At 63.7% G+C, this 23354-nt stretch carries 24 protein-coding genes and 1 pseudogene; 2 read left to right on the top strand and 23 right to left on the bottom strand.

What is annotated here, in order from left to right; all coding sequences use genetic code 11:
• Nucleotides 1-6 precede the first annotated feature (6 nt).
• The 19 genes from Q0L57_RS06570 to Q0L57_RS06480 all read right to left on the bottom strand — a co-directional run bounded on the left by Q0L57_RS06570 (nucleotide 7) and on the right by Q0L57_RS06480 (nucleotide 14701).
• Nucleotides 7-1722: an SIR2 family protein gene (locus Q0L57_RS06570; protein WP_296739769.1), complete on the bottom strand. Its 1716-nt coding sequence runs from the start codon at nucleotides 1720-1722 to the stop codon at nucleotides 7-9.
• Between the two features lie 389 nt (nucleotides 1723-2111).
• A complete protein-coding gene (locus Q0L57_RS06565; protein ID WP_296739766.1) occupies nucleotides 2112-2519 on the bottom strand; it encodes an ester cyclase in 408 nt (135 codons plus the stop codon).
• A 129-nt stretch (nucleotides 2520-2648) separates the two neighbouring features.
• Nucleotides 2649-3077, bottom strand: a complete 429-nt coding sequence (locus Q0L57_RS06560; RefSeq protein WP_296739763.1) for a CopG family transcriptional regulator — start codon at nucleotides 3075-3077, stop codon at nucleotides 2649-2651.
• Between the two features lie 5 nt (nucleotides 3078-3082).
• Entirely contained in the window at nucleotides 3083-5065 is a 1983-nt protein-coding gene (locus Q0L57_RS06555) for a conjugal transfer protein TraG (protein WP_296739761.1), read from the bottom strand.
• A 15-nt stretch (nucleotides 5066-5080) separates the two neighbouring features.
• A complete protein-coding gene (locus tag Q0L57_RS06550; RefSeq protein WP_296739758.1) occupies nucleotides 5081-6820 on the bottom strand; it encodes a VirD2 family relaxase/mobilization nuclease in 1740 nt (579 codons plus the stop codon).
• Between the two features lie 243 nt (nucleotides 6821-7063).
• Complete coding sequence (locus Q0L57_RS06545) at nucleotides 7064-7774, bottom strand: lytic transglycosylase domain-containing protein (protein WP_296739755.1); 711 nt, start codon at nucleotides 7772-7774, stop codon at nucleotides 7064-7066.
• Between the two features lie 69 nt (nucleotides 7775-7843).
• A complete protein-coding gene (locus Q0L57_RS06540; RefSeq protein WP_296739813.1) occupies nucleotides 7844-8191 on the bottom strand; it encodes a DUF736 domain-containing protein in 348 nt (115 codons plus the stop codon).
• 68 nt (nucleotides 8192-8259) lie between these two features.
• Nucleotides 8260-8805, bottom strand: coding sequence for a S26 family signal peptidase (locus Q0L57_RS06535; RefSeq protein ID WP_296739752.1), 546 nt, complete (start codon nucleotides 8803-8805; stop codon nucleotides 8260-8262).
• Nucleotides 8802-9320 (bottom strand): DUF2840 domain-containing protein, encoded by a 519-nt coding sequence (locus Q0L57_RS06530; RefSeq protein ID WP_296739749.1) that lies wholly within the window; start codon nucleotides 9318-9320, stop codon nucleotides 8802-8804. Before Q0L57_RS06530 ends, Q0L57_RS06535 begins: the two co-directional genes overlap by 4 nt.
• On the bottom strand, nucleotides 9317-9571 hold the full coding sequence (locus tag Q0L57_RS06525; RefSeq protein WP_296739746.1) for a hypothetical protein: 255 nt from the start codon (nucleotides 9569-9571) through the stop codon (nucleotides 9317-9319). Before Q0L57_RS06525 ends, Q0L57_RS06530 begins: the two co-directional genes overlap by 4 nt.
• The gene (locus Q0L57_RS06520) at nucleotides 9568-10311 is read right to left on the bottom strand and encodes a site-specific DNA-methyltransferase (protein WP_296739744.1); all 744 of its coding nucleotides are present in this window, start codon (nucleotides 10309-10311) and stop codon (nucleotides 9568-9570) included. The genes Q0L57_RS06525 and Q0L57_RS06520 overlap by 4 nt, the downstream gene beginning before the upstream one ends.
• On the bottom strand, nucleotides 10308-10961 hold the full coding sequence (gene parA, locus Q0L57_RS06515; protein WP_296739743.1) for a ParA family partition ATPase: 654 nt from the start codon (nucleotides 10959-10961) through the stop codon (nucleotides 10308-10310). The genes Q0L57_RS06520 and parA overlap by 4 nt, the downstream gene beginning before the upstream one ends.
• Nucleotides 10958-12124 carry a replication initiator protein A gene (locus Q0L57_RS06510; RefSeq protein WP_296739739.1) on the bottom strand — a complete coding sequence of 389 codons (1167 nt, stop codon included), beginning with the start codon at nucleotides 12122-12124 and terminating at the stop codon, nucleotides 10958-10960. Before Q0L57_RS06510 ends, parA begins: the two co-directional genes overlap by 4 nt.
• A gap of 17 nt (nucleotides 12125-12141) precedes the next feature.
• Nucleotides 12142-12423, bottom strand: a complete 282-nt coding sequence (locus Q0L57_RS06505) for a helix-turn-helix domain-containing protein (protein ID WP_296739736.1) — start codon at nucleotides 12421-12423, stop codon at nucleotides 12142-12144.
• A gap of 141 nt (nucleotides 12424-12564) precedes the next feature.
• Nucleotides 12565-13098, bottom strand: coding sequence for a DUF2285 domain-containing protein (locus Q0L57_RS06500; RefSeq protein WP_296739734.1), 534 nt, complete (start codon nucleotides 13096-13098; stop codon nucleotides 12565-12567).
• Nucleotides 13043-13330, bottom strand: coding sequence for a DUF6499 domain-containing protein (locus Q0L57_RS06495; protein WP_296739731.1), 288 nt, complete (start codon nucleotides 13328-13330; stop codon nucleotides 13043-13045). Before Q0L57_RS06495 ends, Q0L57_RS06500 begins: the two co-directional genes overlap by 56 nt.
• 129 nt (nucleotides 13331-13459) lie before the next feature.
• Nucleotides 13460-13720 carry a DUF2285 domain-containing protein gene (locus Q0L57_RS06490; RefSeq protein WP_296739728.1) on the bottom strand — a complete coding sequence of 87 codons (261 nt, stop codon included), beginning with the start codon at nucleotides 13718-13720 and terminating at the stop codon, nucleotides 13460-13462.
• A 62-nt stretch (nucleotides 13721-13782) separates the two neighbouring features.
• A complete protein-coding gene (locus tag Q0L57_RS06485) occupies nucleotides 13783-14034 on the bottom strand; it encodes a helix-turn-helix domain-containing protein (RefSeq protein ID WP_296739726.1) in 252 nt (83 codons plus the stop codon).
• 265 nt (nucleotides 14035-14299) lie between these two features.
• Nucleotides 14300-14701, bottom strand: coding sequence for a single-stranded DNA-binding protein (locus Q0L57_RS06480; RefSeq protein ID WP_296739725.1), 402 nt, complete (start codon nucleotides 14699-14701; stop codon nucleotides 14300-14302).
• Between the two features lie 394 nt (nucleotides 14702-15095).
• On the opposite strand from Q0L57_RS06480, the gene Q0L57_RS06475 reads away from it, so the two are divergent.
• Nucleotides 15096-15416, top strand: coding sequence for a hypothetical protein (locus tag Q0L57_RS06475; protein WP_296739722.1), 321 nt, complete (start codon nucleotides 15096-15098; stop codon nucleotides 15414-15416).
• Here Q0L57_RS06475 and Q0L57_RS06470 read toward each other — a convergent pair.
• The gene (locus Q0L57_RS06470) at nucleotides 15390-15806 is read right to left on the bottom strand and encodes a hypothetical protein (protein WP_296739720.1); all 417 of its coding nucleotides are present in this window, start codon (nucleotides 15804-15806) and stop codon (nucleotides 15390-15392) included. The two genes, Q0L57_RS06475 and Q0L57_RS06470, sit on opposite strands and share 27 nt — an antisense overlap.
• Nucleotides 15807-16042: 236 nt before the next feature.
• Here Q0L57_RS06470 and Q0L57_RS06465 point away from each other — a divergent pair, with 236 nt between their 5' ends.
• Nucleotides 16043-16606 carry a flavin reductase family protein gene (locus Q0L57_RS06465; protein ID WP_296739718.1) on the top strand — a complete coding sequence of 188 codons (564 nt, stop codon included), beginning with the start codon at nucleotides 16043-16045 and terminating at the stop codon, nucleotides 16604-16606.
• A gap of 9 nt (nucleotides 16607-16615) precedes the next feature.
• Here the strand turns inward: Q0L57_RS06465 and Q0L57_RS06460 are convergent, their stop codons facing one another.
• The 3 genes and pseudogenes from Q0L57_RS06460 to Q0L57_RS06450 all read right to left on the bottom strand — a co-directional run bounded on the left by Q0L57_RS06460 (nucleotide 16616) and on the right by Q0L57_RS06450 (nucleotide 23282).
• On the bottom strand, nucleotides 16616-17551 hold the full coding sequence (locus Q0L57_RS06460; RefSeq protein ID WP_296739716.1) for a DUF2493 domain-containing protein: 936 nt from the start codon (nucleotides 17549-17551) through the stop codon (nucleotides 16616-16618).
• 265 nt (nucleotides 17552-17816) lie between these two features.
• The gene (locus tag Q0L57_RS06455) at nucleotides 17817-18929 is read right to left on the bottom strand and encodes a toprim domain-containing protein (protein WP_296739713.1); all 1113 of its coding nucleotides are present in this window, start codon (nucleotides 18927-18929) and stop codon (nucleotides 17817-17819) included.
• A pseudogene (locus Q0L57_RS06450) lies at nucleotides 18929-23282 on the bottom strand (strawberry notch family protein). The gene Q0L57_RS06455 and the pseudogene Q0L57_RS06450 overlap by 1 nt, the downstream one beginning before the upstream one ends.
• Between the last annotated feature and the right edge of the window lie 72 nt (nucleotides 23283-23354).

Here is a 23354-nt window from a genome sequence, read left to right as displayed (position 1 = left end):
TCAAGATCATAGTCCGGCTTGCTCCCTGAAGAGTTGCACAGCCTCGTCAGCATTTGCCGCCGCCAGAAGGATCGATCGCACGGCAACGTCTGTCGCCGCATCCGGATCAAGGACTCTTCCGGGTGCCGACGTCGGGTTGCGCTTCATGCGCGGAGCCGCCGCAGTGCAGATGATCACAACATTATCAGGATCGTCCTCGTCGATCGTCCCGTCAAGCACGAGACCGGCCGCCGCATCGCTTGTGGCTACGAAGAACACCTTGCGTTTCGCGCCCGCGTTGTCGATCTCAACCGCCCCACCGTCTACAACAGACATCGTCCAGTTGTCGTTGGCAACTTGTCCAAGTATCCCGGCGACATTTGCCAGTTCGGGCAGGCCCGTGGTCCCAAGATTGGGATCATTGGCAATCTGAGACACAGGGAGAATGCCAAGCCCGGCAAAGGTGCCGTTGCCGGGATAGGCCGCACCCCGAAACGCACTTAGCAGTTGAGACCCCCGCTGTATAATCGCTTTCACGAAGGCCAAACGGTCGGCATCGCCCCCTCCGGCGATGCGATCACGCAGGGCTAATACGCCTTTTGCAATCGCCTCGCGATCCGCTGCCCCAAACCCAGGCGCGTTTGCTCGATCAGAATATGCGACAAGCTTCTTCGTAAGCATGCAGAGCACAAGAGCCGTCAAAAGCGGTTTAGAGTACGCTGGCAACTTGGCCGACTCTTCGATGTCCGCCTGACGCCTCGCATATTGATCGCCATAGACGTATTGAAGCAACTGTTCCTGGTCGATGCCCAGTTCCTGTTGTGCAAATACGTAGGCTGGCGGATGGGACGGAAAGGCGTGAGGTTTCAGCTGGTTGCCTTTGGCAAAGACCGCCTTGATATTGAAGTCCTGGATTGAGAGGCCAACCACGAGCGACGGATTTTTGCTCGCAAGCCCCTCAAGCTCCCGGCGCATCAGCTTGTAGTTGTCGTCGGCAGTCCACCCCAAAATTTGGGATCCGCGACCAACAATATACGGTCGATATACCGTCGCGTTAGCTTTCGCACGGACGGCGCAACCGTGAAACTTAAGAAGCCGCGTTCGGGGGGCACCTGCGCCGAAATCCTCGGCGGTCACACACACGGACAATATTCCAGCGGTACCGGCTGAGAGCTGAGCAACAGCCTTCTCCACGAGACCATCCCAGTTCGCCGTTGCCACATTCGCCAATAGTCCTTCTAGCGCGAGTATCGCCACACAGAAGTGCTCGCAGTCAGGCTCGGTACCGGCATTGGCGTATGTGCCGGGAACATCGACAACTTCCCAAAGCAGATAGTCGGCCTCCTTGCCCGTGACGACGATCGAAAGAAGGTCAGAATACTTCTTAACGAGCCGACCGACTACGTCGTCGATCATTGCCCAGGTTTCGGGAGACGTCGTGAAATCGATGCTGGCCTTCTCGGCGTCGCTTAGCCCTGCGAGACCAATCGCCTTGTGGAACGCGCTCGTGAACGCTCCCGCACCACCTTCGTCGGCGCGCTTATCCCACAGATGCTTCAAAATCCGGCGACAGATCTTGCCAAGGTCGTCGACCTTTTCCTTTGAAATTGCGGACCCTAGCCAGAACACGTATTCGCCGTTGGCAATTCCGTCGGCGGTCTCTTTGAAATGACCATCGAGCAGCTCCAACACCTTTAAAATCGATATGTTTGCGGCCGTAACGCCAGCCGGCAGTGCAACCAAATACCCTACCCCCAAATCACGCTCATCATCACGACAACAAAAGGTATTTCAAGCTGATTGTGCGCGTTCGCTGTGCGCAAATCGCCTGATAGCTATCCTAAAAGTATACTACACTTGGGAATATCTGCTTTTGGCGTCAAGCACTCGTTCGCCGCTAGCCATTTGTCACGACCGCTTCCTACCCTTGTCGAGCCGTTCCGCTATTGGAAGTTTTGCGACAAAATCGCCAGCGCTGAATTTTCAGGGAAGTTGGTGTCGCAAAAGTCAGGTGTGCAAGTCCGAACCTGCGCGACTGATTTTTACGACACGTCGCAATCCGGATTCCGGGTCGCTGCACACCAAGCGCACGAGTCAGGAGTTGCGCCACAATGGCCGCGAGATTGACAGCATCACAGCCGCGTCGTCCAAGTCGGTTGTGCGGTGTCGGCCCAAGTCGAGCCTAGCGGCTGCATGGCAATCCATGTCTCGGCCAGCCGGCCGCCCTCCGTGCGATACGACTGCATTCCGGCGCGGGTCATGGTCTTGCCCTCCGCGTCTGTCCATCGGAACATGAAGCGAAACCACGCGCGATCTTTCCCGAAGTCATGATCGAACACGATCACGCGAATATCCGGCCGCTGCGCGTGGATGCCGCGGATTTCCTGTAGATACGTCTCGCGGGTGACGGTGCGGTTGCCGCTCTCGTCATGGCGAATATAGTGGTCAGCGACACAATCGGGGGCGAGATCATAAGCCCTCTCGTGCCAAACCTTCTCCCATTGGCTGAATACCTCTGGCAGGGCGGGGGCGTCGGTCATAATTCTTTTCCTTATTTAAGATTGTCGCGAAAGTCCCAAAACCTGCGACAGTGGCGTGGACTGACATGAAGCATGCCTGTCGCCGCTAAACCAATGGCATACAATAGCATGCATGCCAGCACCACGTGTTCACTGATCCACGTCCGTCACATCCTCCGAGATCTCCTGCCTGAGCTTCGGCCCCTTGGCGAGACGCCGGCCGAGCGCGGTGATGTAGGCATTGTATCGTTCTGACGCCTTAGCGCGGGCCGCCTGCGCCGCAGGTTCCGGGAGAGCCGGCGTGGTGGTGAGCCAGAACCGGATGAACACCGCCAGGCTTTCCACGGCGATGCCGACATCCCGCTCCATGCGTGTTATGCGGCGATCGAGTTGATCGAGGCGTTTAGCGACGATTGCCTCGCGGCGCTCCGCATCGTCCGACGAGAGGAACGATGCGATCGCGGCCTCCGCGATCATGGATTGCGACTGGTCGCGGCGCGCGGCGAAATCAACCAGCTTCTGCTCTACGTCGGGATCAAGATAGACGGTCGTCTTTTTCTTCTTCCTGTGACCGGCCATGGCGCTCACAAATCCATACCGTCATCGGGATCAAGCGAGACCTGCCGGGCTACACCTTGCATGATTCCGCTGAGGCGCCGATTTCGAACAGCATCCTCGTCATCTTCGTCCGGTGGTTCGATTTCGAACTCGTTCGTAATCGGCTCCTTCTTCTCCACTGACCTGACGAGATGGAGTTCGTGTTGCAGCCGGCGTTCGGACTGCATCGGATCTTCGTCGTCGGATCGGTTTTCCGATTGCGATTCATTCGGCTCCGGTCGCGCGGGAAGTGCTAGTTTGCTCCACTCGTCAGGATGCGATTGCCCAAGTTTGGACCAAGCTGGCGGCGACAACACGCGCTCCTTGAAGCGGGGGTCCTCATAATATCGCGCCTTCTTCGCGCGGATCGGTGGGATGCCTGCCACCATGACGATCTCGTCGGCCGGCGGAAGCTGCATCACCTCTCCGGGCGTCAACAGCGCGCGGGCCGTCTCTTGGCGCGAGACCATGAGGTGCCCCAGCCAGGGCGACAGGCGGTGCCCGGCATAGTTCTTCATCGCCCTCATTTCGGTCGCGGTGCCGAGGGCATCGGAGACGCGCTTAGCGGTGCGCTCGTCGTTGGTGGCGAAGCTGACGCGCACATGGCAGTTGTCGAGGATCGAGTTGTTCGGGCCATAGGCTTTCTCGATCTGATTGAGGCTCTGTGCAATCAGGAAGCTCTTCAATCCGTAGCCGGCCATAAAGGCCAGCGCGGTCTCGAAGAAATCCAGCCTGCCGAGCGCAGGAAACTCGTCCAGCATCAGCAACAGGCGATGCCGCCCGGCCTTCTGCAGATCCTCGGTCAGGCGGCGGCCGAGCTGATTCAGCAGCAAGCGGATCAACGGCTTGGTGCGGTTGATGTCGCTCGGTGGTACGACGAGGTAGAGGGTGGTCGGCTTGTCGCCGCCAACGATGTCGTGGATGCGCCAATCACACCGCCGCGTCACCTGTGCGACGACCGGATCGCGATAGAGTCCGAGGAACGACATGGCGGTGGAGAGCACGCCGGAGCGCTCGTTGTCGGATTTGTTTCGCAACTCCCGCGCGGTGCTAGCGACGACAGGATGCGGTCCCGCTTCGCCAAGGTGCGCAGTTTTCATCATGGCACGCAGGGTTGACTCGATCGGACGTTTTGGATCGGAGAGAAAGTTCGCGACGCCGGCCAGGGTCTTGTCGGGTTCGGCGTAGAGCACGTGGAGGATGGCGCCGACCAGGAGCGAGTGACTGGTTTTCTCCCAGTGGTTCCGCTTGTCGAGCGACCCTTCGGGATCGACCAGGATGTCGGCAATGTTCTGCACGTCACGCACCTCCCACTCGCCCCGGCGCACCTCGAGCAGAGGGTTGTATGCCGACGATTTCGGGTTCGTCGGGTCGAACAGCAGCACGCCGCCGTGCCGCGACCGGAAGCCGGCCGTGAGTTGCCAGTTTTCACCCTTGATGTCATGAACGATGGCCGAACCCGGCCAGGTCAGGAGCGACGGGACGACCAGGCCGACGCCCTTGCCTGATCGCGTCGGCGCGAAGCACAGCACGTGCTCCGGGCCATCGTGACGCAGGTACTCGTTCTCGTAACGGCCGAGCACGACGCCGTCGGGATCGAGCAGGCCGGCTTCCTTGATCTCTGGCCGCTCGGCCCAGCGCGCCGAGCCATAGGTGGCGACATTCTTCTTCTCCCGCGCCCGCCAGACCGACATGCCGATCGCGACCACGATGGCGATGAAGCCGCCGGACGCGGCGATGAAGCCGCCGGTGGCGAAGATGCCCGGCGCGTAGGCGTCGTAGAAATACCACCACCACGCGATGGCGGCCGGGAAATAGATCGGCACGCCGAAGAGCGTGAACCACGGATGGCCAAGCTGCGCCTGATAGCCGAGGTTCCAGGCGACATATTGCGTCGCGCCCCATGTGGTCGCGAGCACGATGAGGAAGACGACGGTGATTGGTCCCCACAGGATTTTCGTTCCGGACATGACGGCGATTCCTTTCTAAAGGCCGAGCCCCCGCTTGCGGCCGAAATCCCAATCGACGCCGCCATCATCACGCGCGACGCCGGAAACGTGGCGGCCGAGTTGCTTTTCAAGGGAGGGCGACCAGGGCACGAGCTGGAAGCCGAGGCCGTCGTCGATCATGGCGAAGCGGCCGGAGGCGAGCGTGAAGCGCTGGCGATAGGAGCCGGCGACATATTCGCCTGAGCCAGCACGAGTGAACGGCAAGCCGTTTTCGGCCGCGAGCCTCTCCCCGAGCGCATTCAGTTCCCGATCGCGCAAGGTGTTGAGCAGCCGGCGCGCGAAGGCGACGCGGTCGCCTTGACGCTCGGCCAGACTTTCGCCGATCAAGCGTTCGGCGCGCTCATTCATCGCCTGACGCACCTCGGAGCCGAAGCCGCCTTCCGAAAGCGCGATCGGCGCGCGAGCGACGGCCTGTCGGTCAAGCCAGGTCGCGCCCGTTGCGATGACTTGCGCCTGCACGTCGAGGTCGGAACGGACAGCGAGCGCGACACGGCGCTCTCCCCGCGAATCCTCATAGGCGCGCAGTTCAACAATCGAGCCGGGCAGGCTGTCTCCGGCAGCGTCGAGATGCGGCAGCTTGATGTGATGGGTGCGGCCATCGACGCCATCGACCACGGCGTAGGCCGTGCCCCTCAGCTCGTCATCCAGGCCGCGCTCAATCAGGCGACCGATGACGGGAACATCGAGGCTTTCACCGGCGAGGACGTAGTTGGCCGAACCGCGTTCGATGCCGCGTTCGGTCAGCGCGCGGTGCATGCGCTTGATGATGTCGCCGCGCTCACCGAGTTCGCGCAATACGCTCTCGGCCTCCGGCCTGATGAACCATTGCTGATGCCCGACCTGCCCGGCGACACCGAGGATTTCGAGGGTCCGTAGCCGACCGACCTTCAGCGCATGAAACTCGTCGGGCTGCCGGTCCGGGTGTGGGGCGAGGTCGATGATTCCGGCCTTGCCGGCGTCGCGGACAAGCTGCCGGTCAAGCTGCGTCCAGCGCTCGGCCTCGATCTGGCTTTCGAGTGTCCGGTGAATGTCGAAATCGGAGCGAAGCCCGAGTTCTTGCGTGATGAGATCACGCGCCCGATCACGCATCCCCTCCTTGATGTAGTCGCGGGAGATTACGAGGTCATGGCCGTCATCGCGGACGCCGCGCACGATCAGATGGACATGCGGATGCTCGGTGTTCCAGTGATCGACCGCCACCCAGTCAAGCCTGGTGCCGAGATCCTTTTCCATCTGCCCGACGAGATCGCGGGTGAACTGCTTCAGGTCCACCATCTCGGGGGCGTCGTCGGGGGAGATGATGAACCGGAAATGATGCCGGTCGCCTTCACACCGTTCGGCGAAGGAGCGGCCATCGGCATTCTCCGTTTCCGGCCCGAACAGCCGCGCCTTTTCTCCGTCGCGAGTCACGCCGTCGCGGCGCAGATAATCGAGATGCCTGCCGAGCGGCGCGGACCGCGCCGTATGCCGCACGACGCGAGCTTTCACGACAGCGCCGCGCGTGCGGGAAGTGATGAGGCGGTTGGCCTGGATGCTGGCGCGCTGGCCACGCCCAAAGCGGGAGCGATTGCCGGACACGACCCGGCCGGATCGCGAGATACCCCCACCGGCTTTCTTCGCCGCCGCCAGCGCCTGCGCGATGAAGGGCCGGGCCTGCTGGGCGCGGGTCGATCGGATGCGTCCCGGTCGAACGCGAAACTCGCGCTCATCGGCCATGACGCGGCCCCGCACGGTGCAAAACAGAAAAGGAAAACAGGAAGATGGGCGCGGAGCGCACGGTGCGCGAGAGCGCTGCACGGTGCGGAACGCGCCAAAAACATGAACAACAACAACCGCCCGACCGAAGCGCACCGTGCGCGCTTTTATCCTGCCCTGCTTCGGTTGGTGTGCCTGCCTCCACCCGTGGCGCTCGCCATGACACGCCAGCGCACGAGAAGATGCGAAACGCTATCACGCGAGTCATTGCCGGTCTCCACCGGCGTCGCGGGCTACGAACAGGCCCTTCGGCTGCGGCGGCGCGAGCGCTTTCGACGCGGCTGGAACGGGCGGGCGATCGTCGGTCGAGCGGCGTTCGGGCGCCGCCGGATCGTCAGCCGAAAAGCCGATGGCGCGCGCGACGAAGATCGCCGCCTTGCGCCAGTCGAGCAGCCGTGGTGTAGCCGAAGCGGTTGCCGAAGGACGCTCGCCGAGCATGATCGGCGCGAGCGCGGCGACATAGGCGCGTGTCTCGGGCGGCAGTTTTTTGCCGGTCGCGCGATGTTCGTCGTAGCGATCTGGTCCCGCATTGTAGGCTGCGAGCATCGCGTTGACATCGCGGTAGCGATCCCACATCTCGCGCAGGTACGCCGCGCCGGCCATGATGTTGTCGTGCGGATCATAGGGATTGCGGCCGAGACCGTAGCGCGTGCGCAGATAGGCCCATGTTCGGGGCATGACCTGCATCAATCCTCTCGCGCCGGCCGACGACACGGCGTGAACATCGCCGGAGCTTTCGGCGCGGATCATGGCAAAGATCCATGCCGCAGGGATGCCGAAACGCCGCGAGGCTTCGGCGATATGTGCTGCATGTGGATGAACGGACGCAACGCGCACGGTGGGCGAGCCTTGCGCCATGGCCGCGGGCACCGAGGCTACGGAGAAGATCAGGCCGGAAAGGAGAAGGAGAGCCATGCGCCGGGCAGCGCAGCGCGGCCCGGTCGCACTCTGATGGCTCGTCGTTTTGCGGCGAGCAGGCATCGCTCAATCCTTCTCGCCGCGATCGCGCGGACGCGACCAGTGCAACGACCAGGCGTTGCCGGTATCGTCGTCGCGGAACAGGTTGGCGCGGATTGGATGCGGGAAAGTCGGATCGTCGATCAGCAGTGCGATGTATTCGCCCGCCTTCTCTCCGGTGCGTTTCCAACCCGCGCCGATCTCTGGGCCTGTCTCGTTGTTCATGCCGTCGAAGACGTGAACGCGATGATCTGGTGCGTTCTCCGTCTCGGACGGTTCTGCCGGGATGATGATGATGTCCTGATGCAGTAAGAGCGTCGCGAGGTTACCGATAAGGCCGGCCTCGTCGCGCGTGAATTCACCTATTTGCGGCATGACTTTCTCCTTGGCGGTGAGGTTGGGAAAGCCATCAGCGAGCACCGCTCCCGCCGATGGGAAAGCGGTCAGCGTGTCGGCGCGCGCCATTCGAAGCGGCCGTTGTCTTCCTCGTCGGTCCACAGCGGCACAGCACGGCCGATGATCTGGTCGGTGGAGAGAAGGCCGAAGTAGCGCCCATCAAGGCTGTCTTCGACCTGCCAGTTCATCGCGAAGAACTCGCCGGTCTGGATGCGCTTGCAGCCTTGCCAGACCGGCAGAGCGCGACCGGCGCGGTCGCGTGCGAGCGCGCGGCCCATGTCGACGCCATCGACGGTGATCGTGAAGTCCGTGCGGCAGACGGTTTGTCCGGAGACCGCGAGAACACGTTTGAGAAGCGGCACGCCTTTCGGCAGATAACCGCGCGCGTCGAGGAAACTGGCGAGCGGCTCGGGCGTGTCGATGGCCACGAGGTCCGTGACCTCGAATGGACCGTCAAAGTCGATGGTGTAGAAGCCGATCGGCGCGCTCGCGGACGCATTCCAGATCAGCATGATTGGCATCGGCGTGAGGCCCGGATAGCCGACGCCGATGGTCGCGAGCGATGTGCAGAGGAGAAGACCGAAGCGCGTCACGGCGCGATCCTCCGACGCATCAGCCACGCTTCATGGCGCAGCGCCGTGTAGGCGGTCGGTTGTTCTCCTGCCCGCAGGCAATGGTGGACGTGGCGCCAGTGATCCGGATCGACATCGACGGGATGGATGCCGATCGCCTCGATCGCATCGATCTGCCGAAGCACGCGCTCGACAGTCGGCCAGTTCTCTACCTTGAGCAGAATTTCACCGCCCGGACGCACAAACGGCAGCGTCTGAAACGGCTCGCCGCGGCGCACGGCGCGCACGATGTCCATCCGCGAGACGATCGTGCCGTAGTCGTTCGCGGCCCAGCGGACAAACGCGAACACGGTGTTCGGCGCGAAGCCAACGACGCTGCGGTTCCGGTCGAGGATCTGTTCGTGGGTCTTGTGACCGAACCTGATCCAGTGCTCGATTTTCTTCTGACGCCACGTCAGACGAACGAGCGTGGTGAACGGCGCCGGTCCGTCCGACGACGAACGCCAGGGCGCGCGCCGTGCCGCATGGCCGGTCATTGGCGATCTCCTTCGATGGTCGGGAATTCGCGGGCGAACAGATCGCGCAGCATGTCGGCAACGGTCTCGCCGCGGCGGAAGGCGGCGACCTTGATGCGTCCGCGCATGTCCGGCGTGATGTCGACAGTCAGCCGCGCGGTGTAGGTTTCAGCCGCGCCGCTGCGCGTTGTTGTCGACTCGCCGGCTTTGATCCAGCCATCTGGATCGCCCGGCCGCGCCGCGAAGCTGCGCTTGTCTGCGCGCACCGTCATGACGCACCTCCGTCGTGAAACGGCAGCACGGTGGCGATGCGGGCGCGGGCGCGCGCCGCCATGTCGGCGTCGATCTCGCAGCCAATGTAACGCCGGCCGGACAGGCGACAGGCTTCGCCGGCGGCACCAGAACCCGCGAACCAGTCACCAACCAGGCCGCCTTCCGGGCAGCTCGTGCGGATCAGGATTTCAAGAAGCGAGGACGGCTTCTCGGTCGGATGGATGGCGCGGCCGTGCGCGTTGCGCGCATAGATGACGGAGCGCATCAGGCGCGGGCCACCGTCATGGCTGACATAGTGGCCGGCTTCAATATGCCCGGTGTGCGGCGGACGGCGCTTTCGCCGCACGGTGCGCGCTATGGCATCGGGTGTCGTCTGGACGTCGTTGTAAACCGCGCTCCACTTTGCATCGGTGCGGTAGAATTGCGCGGCCAGCTCATGTACGCGCTTGATGCGATCGGCGTGAAAGCCTGAGCCGTTCTGCTTCTCCCAGACGACCTCCTGAGCGTAGCAGAAACCGGCTTCGTGAAGCTCCGCGGCGATGGCCATGAAGGCGCGCAGCGAGCCGAACAACCACATCGAACCGGTCGGTCGCAGCGCCTGGTGGGCGAGCGAGAGCCAGCCTTCGACGCGCCTGTCCCAGACGAGCGACGTGTCACTGTAGGGTGGGTCGGCGACGATCATGTCGAATGGCCCGAACGCCGGCATCAATTCGCGGCAGTCGCCGCTGAGGACGATCATGATGTCGCCCTCCCGATGCGCAGCCGTTCGATCTCGGCAGCAAGTGCGGCGATCTCGCGCGAAGCGGCGGATCGCGCGTCGATGTCGGCGGCGAGCCGTCCGGTCTGTGCGGAATCGGCAAACACGACACGCTGTCCGATCGCGCTGGCGAGCACCGGCGGATCGTGATCGGCTAGTGTCTCCGCCGTTTCGCGGGCGATGACGGTGCGCGCGCTGCGACGGTTGAGCACGAAACGGGCGACGAGCTGCGGCCGGTAGATGCGCGCCTCCGTCAGGAGGGCCAGCATCTCGGCAGAGGCCCAGCCGTCGAGCGGCGACGGCTGCACCGGGATCAGGACGAGGTCGGCGGCGAGCAGCGCGGAGCGCATGAGGCCAGCAACACGCGGCGGGCCGTCGATGACGACATGATCGACGTCGCGGGCAACCTCGGGAACTTCGCGATGGAGCGTGTCGCGCGCCAAGCCGACGACGCCGAACAGGCGCGGCAGGCCCTCACGCGATCGTTGCTGTGACCAGTCGAGGGCCGAGCCCTGAGGGTCGGCGTCGATCAGGATGACGCGCTTGCCGCGGCTCGCCATCTCGCCGGCGAGATGCAGCGCGAGCGTGGTCTTCCCGACGCCGCCCTTCTGGTTCAGGAACGCGACGATCATCGGCGTCCTTCCGATGGATCGAGAGGATGCCGGTGCGAGGCGGGATCGGCGGATGCTGGCGGGGTTGAGCTTTCCGAAGGCGACGGAAGAGCGGATCGCGCACGCGCGTGTGCGGCTACGCCGACACTTTCTGCGGCGCTGCGGATGAGTTTCTCCACATCGCGCGCGCTCTCTTCAAGGTTAGATTCTTGGTTAGACTCTAAGTTAAGGGCGCGATTTTGCTTTTGGTTTCCGCGCGTTAATCCCTGTTTGGGTTCCTGATAGCACGAGCCTCGGGTTCCCGATAGCACGATAGTCCGGGTTCCCGATAGCACGAGCCCGTCCCCAGCTTGCCCACAGGGCGGAGTGGGCTCGAAGGCGAGAAGGACGCGGCCGCCGATCTCGACTTCGAGAAACAGCGCGTAGCCCGGCAGAGGCTGGCGACGGATGATGTCGCGTAGTTCGAACGCGAAGCGCTTGAACGGCGACAGGCTGCCGGACTTCTGATGAAGGTGGCGGAGGTCGAAGCGCCAGCCGTCGCGCTGGCGGCCGCCGTGCTTGCGGACCAGGCGGTAGAGCCAGCGATCGAGGCCGCCCGTCAGGTCGAAGTAGGCGCGGTCGATCGTCAGCACGAGCGCGTCGTCGAGAACTGCCTGGTAGAACCAGTCGGGCACGATCAGCTCGATACCCTCCGGCCGTCCGTTGCGGTCGGTGCGTTCCTGCCATTCGTTGATCCACGAGAAGCGATGGCGGCGGCCTTCGGCCGGTTGGCGGATCGACGTGCAAACCGTCGTCGATTGCAGGCGATCGAGCGCCGCCTTCAGGCGCTGGTAGTCGCGCAGGCTGGTGCCGCGCCCGACATAGGTGAGAATCTCGTATGGGGTGGCGGCCATCAGGCGCGAGGTGCGAAGTCCTGCATCGCGGGCTTCGACTATCTGGCTTGCCGCCCAGATCAGGATGTCGGCGTCCCAGATGGTCGCCATGCCGTGATCGGGCACAGCCTCGACCCGGATCGAGACATGGCCAGCGACGAAATCGATCGGCGCGATGCGATGGGTCTTGGAGAGGGAGAAGAAGGGATAGGCCATGAGATCCTGCGCGTCTCGTGGCGCGAAGTCGCCGGGGAGCGCTCTGAACAGGTCGAGCTGACCGCGCTCCGAGAGAGGTCGACGCCGCACCGCCATGAATGATTCCTGCAGCGTTAGCGGGCGTAGCGGCCAGCCTGCCGTCCGGCAGGGACGGCATGGCGCTTGGCGGGCAGCACCGATCCGCGCGGATCGGAGGTAGACGTCACCGCGCCGCGATCGGCCCAGGTTTCGAGATCGTCGATCGCATAGACGACGCGGCCGCCGAGCTTGCGATAGGCAGGGCCGGTTCCGTAGGTCCGGTGTTTTTCGAGGGTCCGCGCCGAGAGGCTCAAAAACTCGGCGGCTTCCTTGGTGCGCAGGTAGCGCGGCGGCAGAATGACGGGTTCATGGGGCATGGATCGGGCCTCCGTGGGCTTGCTGATTGCCGCTGGCGATCAGCGGCGGACGGCGACCACGGTGGCGGAGGGAAAGCGTCAGGAGGGATGGGGAAGTTGAGGATGCGAAAATCCCCACCCCTGCCGCCGGTGCGCGGGCGGCTATGATCGACGGCGATGATGCAGGAGATTCAGATAGCCACCCGCGACCATGGCGGAGCCGCCCTCGATCAGCCCGATCACGGAATCGCGCAATGGCGAGGTCTTCCACGGATCGCTCGCGACACGCGACGCGCCGTAGATCGCGACGGCGATCTCGCGATAGCTAGCGCCGTTTGTCCGACCATCAACGGCTTGCATCATCAAGCGCAGGCGGCGGCGCTGCTGTGGCGTCATTCTCGTATCGGGAAGCGCCCTACGCCCATGACGCCCCCGCCAGAAACGTATCAAGGATTCAGCGCGGGCGAGCGTATTAACGTCCAAGGGAACGAGGACCGCCAGCGGCACGTTGGGATCTGTGCCGTGAACGAAAAGAAGTTGCGTTGCGATGCCCTCGCGATGGATGGCGTAATACCCCTCCGGACTGTCACGAACATCAACAAGATCGGCAAGCCGCGTTGGCAGCGAAATCGGAAGAAAGTCAGGAACACCCGCAAGCATCAAAGCCGCGGGATCGCTGAAAGGCGACCAGATCACGTTTTGAGCCAAGGCGGACAGACGCGGCCGGGCCGCGAAATCGCAATCCCCACTGGTTCTGGGCTTCCGCGGATAACGGCGCGAATTCGGCTCCGGCGATAACGAGTGACCGATAGTACGTCTGATAAGGCTCGTGCCGCCTTAAACATTCCCAAGCAAGGCCTTCGACGGTCAAACCGTCGAAGAAGTCATATCGATCACGGTCTCGCCAATGGGAAGTTTCCGGCTTCATTCTTCAACTCCTCACTCATTGCGGGCAAGTCGAGTGGAAAATGATTCCGGTTCGTATAGATCGTTGGAAGTCGGAGGCGCGACATCGCCCAATGCCGTAAAGACATCGCAGTTTTAGAGAAATTCTGAATCAGTGAGCGTTCTGTCGTAGAAGATGGTGGTAGCCCGTACGAGTCATCCATTGCGCACGCGCGAGATGGCTCGCATGGACATGCCTTGCACGTTCGAGGTCTTTGCACGGATCGATACCGAACAGCACTTGAACAGCTTCCCGCCAATCTGCCCCGTCAGAAGCGGCGTCGAGCAGCCGCATGTAGAGCTTGATATGTGCACGGTCATAGTCGGTGAGTTCGTCGCCTGAAGGAGCGGTATCGTCAAACGACTCGATCATCCTGTCTCTCCATACTTCCGACGTCGTATCTAGGAGAGTCGGTTTGGTCCTCTCAATAAGACTTACGGACGCGTATGACCCTCGCGCTTCTTGACCAGCAAGACGCCCTCCCCGCGCTCGGTGGACAAAAAAACAATACCCGCCGCTTCAAGCGCCCGCCGAACCTGATCGCGTGTTGATTCATACACGGCGAGTCCATTCCCGGACTCAAGGCGCTTCAGCGAAGTCAGTGATGTTCGAGCCTTGTCAGCGAGCGTTTCCTGTGTCCAACCAAGTAACGCGCGTGCGGCCCGCGACTGCCGGGCGGTGATCATGCATGATCACCTCCCATTCGGACCTACGCGCACGCCAGAACTACGACTATTTTAGTCGCTCTTCGCCACAAGAGCTAGCTGGAAATCCCTAATGGGAGCTACTTTCCAATTTGTCACGACGACTGATTCGGACGGAGCGTCGCTCCACGGCCGGTACGGGCGAGATACGAAGCCCCGTCCTGGCCGAAGCGAAACGGCGAGATGGAGCTGCTGCGACGTTGAGAAAACCCGGCGGCTTTTGCCGCCGGGCCTCCTGACGCCCCGGTCAGAACGGGACGTCGTCATCGAGATCGCGCTGTCCGGTGGCGCTTTCGGTCTGCTTCGCCCGGCTCAGGAAGTCGACCGTTTCGGCGATGATCTCGCAGCCGTAGCGCTCAACGCCCTTGTCGTCGGTCCACTTGGTGTAGTGAATGCGGCCGCGCACCAGAACCTTCATGCCCTTCTGGCAATGCTCCTGGACCGTCTTCCCGAGGCCGTTGAAGCAGGTGATCCGGTGCCATTCCGTGTCCTGGACCCGGTAGCCATTGTCGTCCCGAACAGCCTTGCCTTCCGAGTAGCGGGGCCGTGAAGTGGCCAGCGTGAAGTGGGTGATATGAGTCCCGCCCTGGGTGTTGCGGGATTCGGGGTCCTGGCCGATGTTGCCGGCGAGAATGACGATGTTCTGCATTTTAAGTCTCCGTTGCTCCTCAGAGGGACCATTCCCTCCGACGAGACCCGGCCAAGGACGTTGGGATCCCCCTGCAACTGCCTGCTTGCTGGCAGCTCGCCCCTAAGGCCCGGAGTGGTGCGGGCAGGCGCTTTAGCGCCAACACGGTCCGGAGCCGCGGGGGTTGCGGGCGGAAACCGAACGGACTTAGGGGATCAGTCAGTCGGAGGGATTGGCGCCCCTGAGAGCCCGATTACGGAGGCGCCCAGCAGGACATTGTTCTCGCCAAGAGCAGTATCGCTCCAGGACCTACGCCACACCATCTTGCAGACTCGCAACCACTTCACAGCCACCGGTTGTACCGCCAATGGAAGGTTGTTCGGGAAAATGCGAAAGGCTATGGGTCCCGTTGCGGATGGCCGCCATCGCCGTTCAATCGGCGGAGGCGCGATCCACTGGCATTGCGACAAGTGGCAATGAAGTTGCTACGGCCAACGTTCACGATATGATGACGATCAATGCGGCGCGTGCGCTGTTTGCGGCCGTGCAAGATCAACGCGCCAAGATCGATTTCCTGAGCCGGGCGACGCCGATCGAAACAGCGGTGGTCAGGACAGTCTCGATTTGGCCGTCATGTCCAGAGCGCAGAAGGCAAGGTTCGGCGGCTTATGCCGCCGAATTTTCCCGCAAGCAGAAGATCTCGAGCGTTTCAGCGCGACAAGACGCTTTCACCTAATGCGTTGAGGTTGACGATTGCGGCGCTGCCGATGAACAGGCCGGCGCTGCCGCATAGCAGATTGAGCGCGATCGTTGAATCGATGACGTGCTTCGCCACACCATGCACGACGGCATAGCCGGCGATCACGGCGGGCACAGCAAAGATGGCGAGCGCGATCAAGCGCACAATCGGATTCTTCGCGAAGCCGAGAACGGCGATGACCACGGCAAGCGACATCAATGCAGCGGTGATAGCGGCGAAACCAGACTTCACGATGCCGGCCCCCGCGGCCCAAGTGTATTGGGCTGCTGTCAGTCCGACCGAGAACGGAAGCGCATAGATCGCGAGATTGTAGGCGAGGACAGAGAAGACGATGGTCAAGACGATGGCGAGCAGGATCAGGGTCATGGAAACCTCCACATGAACGATTAAGGGTTCACGACAGGCTGCCTATGGATGTGCTCCGCCTGCGACTATGCTGCTTTGCCGGTTCTGCATGGATGCGGCATTTTTCTTAAGTGTGCCGGTCTCGTCAAGTCACCTTGAGAGATCGGCGGATTGCATGGAGCGGAGCTTTGCCTGCCGCCATTGTGAGATGCAGGGCCGGCGCGCATCGGTATGCTGTCGCGAAACGGAGTCATGTCATGACACGGGCAATGCGCAAGAACGACTTCCCCGTCAGCCAGGTGCGTCGCTATCTCGAACCCGGTCCAATCGTGCTCGTGTCGTCGAAGTGGCAGGGCAAGACCAACATCATGACGCTGGGCTGGCACACGATTCTGGAGTTCTCGCCTTCGCTGGTCGGCTTGATGATTTCGGGCGGCAATCATAGCTTCGACATGATCAGAAGCAGCCGCGAATGCGTCATCAACCTGCCGACCACGGCGATGACTGACACAGTGGTCAAGATCGGCAACACGACAGGCGCCGAGATCGACAAGTTCGTGGAGTTCGGTCTGACGGCGGATGTTGCTCAAGAGGTCGCGGCGCCGATGATCTGCGAATGCCATGCGAGCTTCGAGTGCCGCTTGCATGAGGATGCACTGGTCGACCGCTACAACTTCTTTATTTTCGAGGTGGTGAAGGCGCATGTTGCGGGGTCACCGAAGCATCCTGAGACACTGCATTACACCGGCGACGGTGTGTTCATGGTGTCGGGTAAAATCATCAGCCGGCGTTCGTTATTCAAACCGGAGATGCTGGGTTGAGGCGGCGCTTTACGCGCCGCCGTCGAACTTCATGACCGCGATGCCGAGCTTGCGGGCCTTGTCCGCGAGGTTCTCCTGAATTCCCGTGCCGGGGAAGACGAGGACGCCGACCGGCAGGACGTCCAGCATGGCGTCGTTACGCTTGAACGGTGCGGCCTTGCCGTGCTTCGTCCAGTCTGGCCGGAAGGCGACCTGCGGCACCTTGCGGGTGTCCGCCCAACGGGAGGCGATCAGTTCGGCGCCCTTCGGCGTTCCGCCGTGCATCAGCACCATGCCGGGATACTTCGCATGAACCTGATCGAGCTTCGCCCAGATCAGGCGATGGTCGTTGAAGTCGGTCCCGCCCGAGACGGCAACCTTTGGACCGGCGGGCATCATCACCTCGGTGTCGGCGCGGCGTTTCGCGGCAAGGAAGTCGCGGCTGTCGATCATCGCTGCGGTCAGATTGCGGTGGTTGACCTTCGAGCCGGTGCGCGGCCGCCACGCGGCGCCGGTATGGTGCTCGAACGCTTCGGCGGCGATGTCGCGGAAGAGTTCCATGCTGTTGCGCCGCTCGATCATGGTCTGCCCTTCAGCCGTGACGCGCTCCAGTTCGACCGACTTCACCTCACTGCCGTCCTGTTCCTTCTGAAGGCGGCGCTGCGATTGCTCGTTGTCGTCAAGGTCGCGCTCCACTCGGCTCGCGGCGCGGTGAAAGAGATTGACGGTCCCCCAGAGCAATTCTGCGAGGTCGGGTTCGAGGCGGGTGTCGCCGAGCGTTGCGACCAGCGCGTCGAAGATGTCTGCGACAGCGGCGGCGACGGTATTGCCCTCGGGCAGCGGCCTTGGATCGGGTTCGTCCTGAAACGGACGCCAGCCGTAGAGCTGGAGTTCGGTGAGGAGATGATCGGTGGGAGACGAGGTGTGGATCGGTTCGAAACCTGCGTTGTCGTCTTCGTTCGTCATCGGGAGCGTCCTTGGTCTGGAGACCGCGCCCATCGCGGTCTTCGCAGGCGTCGAAGCCCGCGGGCGGGACGACCGGGCAGCCCTCGCCCTCTCGCGAGAGCCTTGATGGCCAAGCTTGGCTATTTTGTTTCGCGCTGCAAAGGCGGGGCTCGCCCCGCCGGCGGAAAATAGCCGGAGCGCCGCCATTGCCCGGCCGGGCCGCTTGTGGGCCGATCGCCCTCTCAGAAGGCCGTGGGTGTGGTCCTCTCCGACAACACAAGGATGCTCACGATGATGAAGGGAGGCGGCTGGTGGAGTTGCCTGCTCCGCGCCTCGTCCCCGCCGATCCGCTCATTCCCTCCATGAAACGGTGGACGTCATTAGGATGAAGCTGCTCCATCAGGGCCGCCCGAAGGGCATCGACGCCGCGCCAGCGCAGATCATCGTTGAAGTCCTCAAGCACCGGCGACACCGCGATCGCTTCGATCCCGAGACTCGTTGCTCTGGCGATGAGACAATCTCTCGCGCCGTCCCCTGCTGGGTCGCGATCGCGCAGGACATAGAGCCTGCGCAGCGTCGGCGGGAAAAGGATGGCGGCGAGGTGTGCCGCCGAGAGCGCCGCCAGCATCGGCATATGGGGCAGTACCTGACGGGGCGACAGCACGGTCTCGATGCCTTCGCCGGCTGCGAGCACATCACCAGCGACGCCGAAGCGGACGCCGTGCCCGAGAAGGTCGCCCATCGCCCGCCGCGGTGACTCGACCAGCGCCTTGCCCGAGCCGTCGGGATTGAGCCAGGTGCGGTGCGCGCCGGTTTGCCGTCCGTCGAGATCGGTGACGGAAGCGACGATTGCCGGCCAGATCTCGGTGGGCGAATGCTCGTCGGGCTTGTAGTAGCATCGCGGATGGTAGCGCAGCGCGGTGACGCCGACGAGCGAGGTGATCGCTCGACCGCTGAGGTAGATTTCCGCAAGCGTGCCGCCGATCGGCTGCGACATAGCGAAGAGCCGGCGCGACGCTTCGGGTGATCCGGACGGTGCGCGGGCGGATGTTCTGCCGGTCGGCGTTCTCATCTTCTCCGGCTCGGGATGCGGGAGCGAGAGGAAATGGCGCGCTTCGTCGGCCACGTCCTCGAAGTCGGCGAGACGAAGCACCTCGCGGATGACGTCGAGGAGATCGCCATGCTCGCCCGTCGATGCGTCAGTCCACTTCCCCGCAGCGCCCTTGCCGGTTTTCGGCCCGGTCAGGCGGACGTACATCGAGCGTCCGGGGTTGTTGCGCGCGTCGCCAACCAGCCAGTATCGTCCGGCGCGTTTGCCGGACGATAGATAACGTCGGCAAACCGCCTCGGCGTGGTGACCGAGACGGATTGCCAGTTCGGAAGCGTCGTGACGGTGCATCACGCCGCCTCCCGCTCGCCGATGCGTGCGACCGGCCATCGGTCGAGCACCTTGCCGAGCACGATCGGTCCGTTCGCGTCGATCGGGACGAACATGCGAAGTTTCCACGAGATGATCTCATGGAACAGGCCATAAGCCGTGAGGCGCTTGCGCATCGTGTCGTCGAAACCCGACAGTTCGATGCGGTTGGCGCCCATCACGCGGATACGACGAAGCTGAAGTCCCTCGGGCGAGATCGAAGATCGTCCGGCCATCCATCAGCGCCGTGAAGGCGTCGTCGGGTGTGATCGAGGCCGTGCCGGTCGTGGTCGCATTCGCGGCCCAGGCCGGCGAAACCTTGCGGCCGATGATCCGTTCGCCTTCGTCGGTCTGGAGCCGATAGACGCGCGTCGACTCGTTCGGCAACCGCTTCCAGATCGGCAGGAGCAAGCCCGTCACCATGTGCAGCGTGGAGTCGGAGAACTCCGGCACGTCGGCGATCTCGGCATTCCAGGCCGAGGCGAACACATCCCTGTCGGCCTCGACCCAATGGGTTTCGCCCAACATCCTGACCGGGACGTTGTGCGCCTCCATCGGGCGGATCAAGCGGATGCGACGTTCGATCTCGCCATCGTCGAGCATCACGCTGCTGGCGGGGATCTGCACGGCCGCGCGGCCCGAGCGCTCGTTGTCGAGCAGCATCGCGCGCGCGTCATTGAGTTCGGCCAAAGCGGCGTCGAGCGCCACCGGCCGATTGCGCCTGCGCTCGGTGATCGTGAGCAGGCTGATTTCCGCACCGGTGCGCGGATGCGTGTAGATCGTCTTTCGATCGACGACGACGAAGCTCTCCGCGCGCAGCGTCTCCAGCCCGGCATCATAGGTGCCCGATGCAATCGCGCCCTCGATGCGGGCGGTCAAGAGTTGCTCGAAGGCCGTGAAGAGGATGCCCTGAAGCTCGATGGTGAGGGCGAGCAGCCGGTTGAGGAACGTGGTGATCGGCGGCAGGTCGTCCTTGATGCCGTTCGAGTCCATCAGCTTCAGTCCGGTGGACTGCTCGAAGCGGTCGAGCGAGCAACCCTCGACCTTTCCGCGCACCAGCAGGAGATAGAGCTGGCGAAGCGCACCGCGGGCATAGTGGGATTCCAGATTGTCCTCCGGCCGAAACAGACCCTGACCGCCGGTCTGGCGCTGGCCGCGCGTGATCGCGCCCAGCGTGTCGAGACGGCGGGCGATCGTGCTGAGGAATCGCTTCTCCGCCTTCACGTTGGTCGAGATCGGCCGGAACAGCGGCGGCTGCGCCTGGTTGGTGCGGTGCGTGCGGCCGAGGCCCTGAATGGCGGTGTCCGCCTTCCAGCCGGCCTCGAGCAGATAGTGGACGCGCAGCCGCGTGTTCTTCGCCGACTTCTCCGCATGGTAGCTGCGGCCGGTGCCTCCGGCATCCGAGAACACGAGTACACGCTTGGCGTCGTCCATGAACGCCTGCGTCTCCGCGAGATTGGCGGCCCCGGCGCGCGTCTCGACGACGAGCCGGTCGATGGTGACGCTGCCGCCGCGCTTGCGCACGATGCGCCGCGAGCGGCCCGTTACCTCGGCAACCGTGTCCGTGCCGAAATGCTGGACGAGCTGGTCGAGCGCACCGGGCACCGGCGGCAGGCTGGCGAGCTTGGCGATCAGCGTATCGCGGCGGGCGACGGCCTCGCGGCTTTCGACCGGCTGGCCGTTACGATAGACGGGGCGTGACGACAGGTTGCCCTCTGAATCCGTGAACGGCTCGTAGAGCTGGACGGGGAAGGAATGGGCGAGATAATCGAGGACATATTCGCGCGGCGTGATGTCGACGCGGACGTCGCCCCATTCCTCCGTCGGCAGTTCGGCCAGCCGCCGTTCCATCAGCGCTTCGCCGGTCGACACGATCTGGATGACGGCCGAATGGCCCGCCTCCAGATCGGCGGCGATCGAGCGCAGCAAGGTCGGCGTCTTCATGCTGGTGAGCAGATGACCGAAGAAGCGCTGCTTGGCGCTTTCGAACGCCGAGCGGGCGGCGGATTTCGCCTGCCTGTTCAGCGTGCCGGAGCCGCCTTCGCCGCCGCCGGTGATGTTGGCGGCCTGCATCGCGGCATCCAGATTGTTGTGGATGATGGCGAAGGCGCCGGCATAGGCATCGTAGATGCGGGCCTGCTCCGGCGTCAGCTCGTGCTCGACCAGCTCATATTCGACGCCGGCGAAACTGAGCGAGCGCGCGGTGTAGAGGCCGAGCGCACGAAGATCGCGGGCGAGCACTTCCATCGCCGCGACGCCGCCGGCCTCGATCGCCTCGACAAACTCGGGGCGCGTGGCGAAGGGGAAATCCTCGCCGCCCCACAATCCGAGCCGCAGTGCATAGGCGAGATTGTGGACAGTGGTTGCGCCGGTGGCGGAGACATAGACCACGCGCGCGTTCGGAAGCGCGTGCTGGATGCGCAGGCCGGCGCGGCCCTGCTGCGAGGCGGCGACATCGCCGCGTTCTCCCTTGCCGCCGACAGCGTTCTGCATGGCGTGCGCCTCGTCGAAAACGATCACTCCGTTAAAGTCGGAGCCCAACCATTCGAGGATTTGCTTGACCCGCGAAACCCTTTCTCCGCGATCGTCGGAGCGCAGCGTGGCGTAGGTTAAAAATAGGATGCCCTCGTTCAGCGCGATCGGCTTGCCCTGCGGGAAACGCGACAGCGGCGTGACCAGCAGGCGCTCCATGCCGAGCGCGCCCCAATCGCGCTGCGCGTCCTCGATCAGCTTGTCCGACTTCGAGATCCAGACGGCCTTGCGGCGTCCCTGAAGCCAGTTGTCGAGAATGATGGCAGCGGATTCCCGGCCCTTGCCGACGCCGGTGCCGTCGCCGATCATGAAGCCCTGGCGAAGGCGAACGGCGCCCTTGGCGTCCTCGGCCGCAGCGGTCAGCTTGTCGAGCGTCTCATCGACGGTCCACGCGCCGGCGAGGAAATCGGAATGCGCCTCGCCGGCATAGATCACGGTTTCGAGTTGCGCGTCGGACAGGAGGCCGAGGACGTTCGCCGGCAGCACCGGCCGATAGCTCGGCTTCGGCGGAGCGACGCTCGCCATCGCCGCCGACTGCACTAGCCGGGTCGGATGTGCCGCCGCGCCGGAGATCCGGATGGCTTGGAGTCCGTATTCCTCATAGATCGCGTCGGACAGACGCCCGGCCTCGGCGGGCTTCCAGTCGACGGTTTCATAGGCGAGCGGAGCGCCCTGCGGTTCGCTATGCGCCACAGTCGGCGCGGCCCTGGCCGCCCGGTTGATGTAGGCGCGCACGGTCCGGGGCGCGGCAGACGCGGCGACCGGCACGGCGATCGCAGGGTCGATCGGCAGGCGTGCCGGGAGATGCTCGGCGAGCCAACGGAGCAGCGTCGCCACGTCTGGCGCGACGCCCGGTGCGGCGGGAAAGACAGACGGATCGTCGGCAGGCAGCTTGTCGATGACGGTGAGCCGCGTCGGGAACGTCGTGCCGTGCTTCGCGTAAACCGAACCGTCGATCGCGGCGGAGAAGACGATGCGGCCGCGTTCCTGCAGACGGGTATAAGCTGAGGTCCAGGCCGGTGCGTCCGGGGCGAAGTTCGCGCCGGTGATCGCCACGAGCCGGCCGCCGGGCGCCAAGCGCGCCAGCGCCGAGGTGACATGGCGGAAGGCGGCATCGGCCATCCGACCCTCGACATTCGCCATGGCGGAGAATGGCGGGTTCATGAGCACCACGGTCGGAACCAGCGCCGGATCGAGGTGATCGTCGATCTGCGCGGCGTCGAAGCGCGTGACGGACAAGGCCGGAAAGAGGAGGGACAGAAGATCGGCGCGGGTTTCGGCAAGCTCGTTGAGCAGGAGCGTCCCGCCGGCGATCTCGGCCAGGATGGCGAGAAGGCCGGTGCCGGCCGATGGCTCCAATACGCGGTCTGCCGCTGTGATCGCCGCCGCGGTCGAAGCCGCCAGGCCAAGCGGGATCGGGGTCGAGAACTGCTGGAAGGTCTGCGCTTCTTCGGACCGGCGCGTGTGCGTCGGCATCAGGCCGGTGATCTTGGAAAACTGCGGCAGGATCGACGCCGGAGAACCGGCTTTGCGGAAAAGCGGCTTTCCGTATTTGCGCAGCATGAGGACGGTCGGGACCTCGCAGGCGTCGTAGGCGGTTTTCCAGTCCCAGGCGCCAGTGGTGTCGGACGCGCCGAAGGCGGATTGCATCGCGCCGCGCAACGTGGCGGCGTCGACGCGCCGGCCGCGTTCGAGATGCGGAAGAAGGAACTGCGCGGCGGCGAAGACCGATGCGGACGTATTGGAAGCGGAGACGAGCGGAAGCGACGCCGCGGCGTGCGCGGCTGCGGAGATCGTGTTCATGGGAATGCCTCGGGAGAGCTGGACGGGATGAAGCCACGCGGCGCTCTCTCTCGACCGCAACGGCTCAAACCC

The organism is Mesorhizobium sp. (assembly GCF_024509055.1).
Taxonomy (GTDB): Bacteria; Pseudomonadota; Alphaproteobacteria; order Rhizobiales; family Rhizobiaceae; genus Mesorhizobium.
The sequence above is the reverse complement of the archived record's forward strand: the minus strand, read 5'-3'. Positions and strand labels throughout refer to the sequence as shown.

Coding starts and splice junctions, on each gene's coding strand:
- Q0L57_RS06485 (WP_296739726.1), bottom strand. CDS start 14,034: ATGATCACCGCCCGGCAGTCGCGGGCCGCACGCGCGTTACTTGGTTGG.
- Q0L57_RS06525 (WP_296739746.1), bottom strand. CDS start 9,571: ATGACGGTGCGCGCAGACAAGCGCAGCTTCGCGGCGCGGCCGGGCGAT.
- Q0L57_RS06475 (WP_296739722.1), top strand. CDS start 15,096: ATGGCCGCCATCGCCGTTCAATCGGCGGAGGCGCGATCCACTGGCATT.
- Q0L57_RS06510 (WP_296739739.1), bottom strand. CDS start 12,124: ATGGCGGTGCGGCGTCGACCTCTCTCGGAGCGCGGTCAGCTCGACCTG.
- Q0L57_RS06530 (WP_296739749.1), bottom strand. CDS start 9,320: ATGACCGGCCATGCGGCACGGCGCGCGCCCTGGCGTTCGTCGTCGGAC.
- Q0L57_RS06470 (WP_296739720.1), bottom strand. CDS start 15,806: ATGACCCTGATCCTGCTCGCCATCGTCTTGACCATCGTCTTCTCTGTC.
- Q0L57_RS06455 (WP_296739713.1), bottom strand. CDS start 18,929: ATGCACCGTCACGACGCTTCCGAACTGGCAATCCGTCTCGGTCACCAC.
- Q0L57_RS06560 (WP_296739763.1), bottom strand. CDS start 3,077: ATGGCCGGTCACAGGAAGAAGAAAAAGACGACCGTCTATCTTGATCCC.
- Q0L57_RS06520 (WP_296739744.1), bottom strand. CDS start 10,311: ATGATCGTCCTCAGCGGCGACTGCCGCGAATTGATGCCGGCGTTCGGG.
- Q0L57_RS06495 (WP_296739731.1), bottom strand. CDS start 13,330: ATGAAGCCGGAAACTTCCCATTGGCGAGACCGTGATCGATATGACTTC.
- Q0L57_RS06545 (WP_296739755.1), bottom strand. CDS start 7,774: ATGGCTCTCCTTCTCCTTTCCGGCCTGATCTTCTCCGTAGCCTCGGTG.
- Q0L57_RS06480 (WP_296739725.1), bottom strand. CDS start 14,701: ATGCAGAACATCGTCATTCTCGCCGGCAACATCGGCCAGGACCCCGAA.
- Q0L57_RS06505 (WP_296739736.1), bottom strand. CDS start 12,423: ATGCCCCATGAACCCGTCATTCTGCCGCCGCGCTACCTGCGCACCAAG.
- parA (WP_296739743.1), bottom strand. CDS start 10,961: ATGATCGTCGCGTTCCTGAACCAGAAGGGCGGCGTCGGGAAGACCACG.
- Q0L57_RS06460 (WP_296739716.1), bottom strand. CDS start 17,551: ATGACGAACGAAGACGACAACGCAGGTTTCGAACCGATCCACACCTCG.
- Q0L57_RS06565 (WP_296739766.1), bottom strand. CDS start 2,519: ATGACCGACGCCCCCGCCCTGCCAGAGGTATTCAGCCAATGGGAGAAG.
- Q0L57_RS06555 (WP_296739761.1), bottom strand. CDS start 5,065: ATGTCCGGAACGAAAATCCTGTGGGGACCAATCACCGTCGTCTTCCTC.
- Q0L57_RS06490 (WP_296739728.1), bottom strand. CDS start 13,720: ATGATCGAGTCGTTTGACGATACCGCTCCTTCAGGCGACGAACTCACC.
- Q0L57_RS06465 (WP_296739718.1), top strand. CDS start 16,043: ATGACACGGGCAATGCGCAAGAACGACTTCCCCGTCAGCCAGGTGCGT.
- Q0L57_RS06550 (WP_296739758.1), bottom strand. CDS start 6,820: ATGGCCGATGAGCGCGAGTTTCGCGTTCGACCGGGACGCATCCGATCG.
- Q0L57_RS06540 (WP_296739813.1), bottom strand. CDS start 8,191: ATGCCGCAAATAGGTGAATTCACGCGCGACGAGGCCGGCCTTATCGGT.